We start from the raw sequence: 303 nt of genomic DNA, 5'->3' as shown, positions 1-303 counted from the left end.
CCTACTGGTAGCACACCTCTAACTACTTACGCTGAGCTAATTGAACTTTACAAAGCTGGCGAAGTAAGCTTCAAGCACGTTGTAACATTCAACATGGATGAGTACGTTGGTATCGAACCAAACCACCCAGAGTCTTACCGCACATTTATGCACGAAAACTTCTTCAACCACGTTGATATTCAAGCAGAAAACATCAACCTGCTAGACGGCAAAGCTGAAGACATCGATGCTCACTGTGCAGCATACGAAGAAAAAATCCGTTCATACGGAAAAATCAACCTGTTCATGGGCGGCGTAGGCATC

1 protein-coding gene is annotated in these 303 nt (G+C 44.6%); it reads left to right on the top strand.

Translation table 11 applies throughout. The features are described from left to right. On the top strand, nucleotides 1-303 hold a 303-nt coding region (locus AB4496_RS27440; RefSeq protein WP_372133126.1), incomplete at both ends, for a 6-phosphogluconolactonase.

Source organism: Vibrio sp. 10N.222.46.A1 (genome assembly GCF_041473595.1).
Taxonomy (GTDB): Bacteria; Pseudomonadota; Gammaproteobacteria; order Enterobacterales; family Vibrionaceae; genus Vibrio; species Vibrio tasmaniensis_A.
Note: the sequence above shows the minus strand (reverse complement) of the source record. Positions and strands in the feature narration are given on the sequence as shown.